Genomic DNA, 601 nt, shown 5'->3' with positions numbered 1-601 from the left:
CGCCAGTGTCGCTCGAGGACGAACAGCAGTTCGTCTTGTCCCAGGGGCCGGTACTGGTGGGCGAAACCGACCCGGCTGTAGAACTGGGGGTAGTGGCTGAACTGCTTCTCCAGGCCGGGCATGCCGATCAGGATCAGGGCGATGTCGTCGCGGTCGTAGCGATCGCGCAGCAGTTCCAGAGCGGCGGGACGCAGTCGTTCGGCCTCGTCGACGATGATCAGCTCCACGTAGTTCCTGCCGTCTCGCCATCCCCAGGCCTCGGGAGTGGCCGTGCCGGGAGGTACGAGGTGCTGCTCGATGCACATGTTGGTGCGGGTGATGGCTTGGGTCAGCTCGTCCTTCAGGGTCCGCGGGGTGGTCAGCACGCTGGGGGTGTAGAGCACGGTGCGGCTCCGGTTCAAGGCGGCGTAGATCTTGGCGTCGTTGTCGGAGCGCGGCCCCCAGTAGGTCAGCAGGTCATGAGCCTTCTCGTAGTGTGCGTAGCGGCGCGCGGAGAGTGTCTTTCCTACGCCGGCTGATCCGAAGCACAAACCGATGGTGTGCCCGCGGCGCACGGCGTCGGCGAACTCGGTGAAGCGGCGGTGCTCCTTGGTGACGATGA

General features: G+C 65.6%; 1 protein-coding gene. It reads right to left on the bottom strand.

Features of this window, described 5'->3' with window-relative positions; all coding sequences use genetic code 11:
• Positions 1–599: AAA family ATPase (locus tag L979_RS13645; protein ID WP_047692781.1), on the bottom strand; the 599-nt coding region annotated here is incomplete at its 3' end.
• Positions 600–601: the final 2 nt, after the last annotated feature.

It is taken from the genome of Kocuria sp. ZOR0020 (assembly GCF_000800955.1).
In the GTDB taxonomy this organism is placed as follows: Bacteria; Actinomycetota; Actinomycetes; order Actinomycetales; family Micrococcaceae; genus Kocuria; species Kocuria subflava.
Note: the sequence above shows the minus strand (reverse complement) of the source record. Positions and strands in the feature narration are given on the sequence as shown.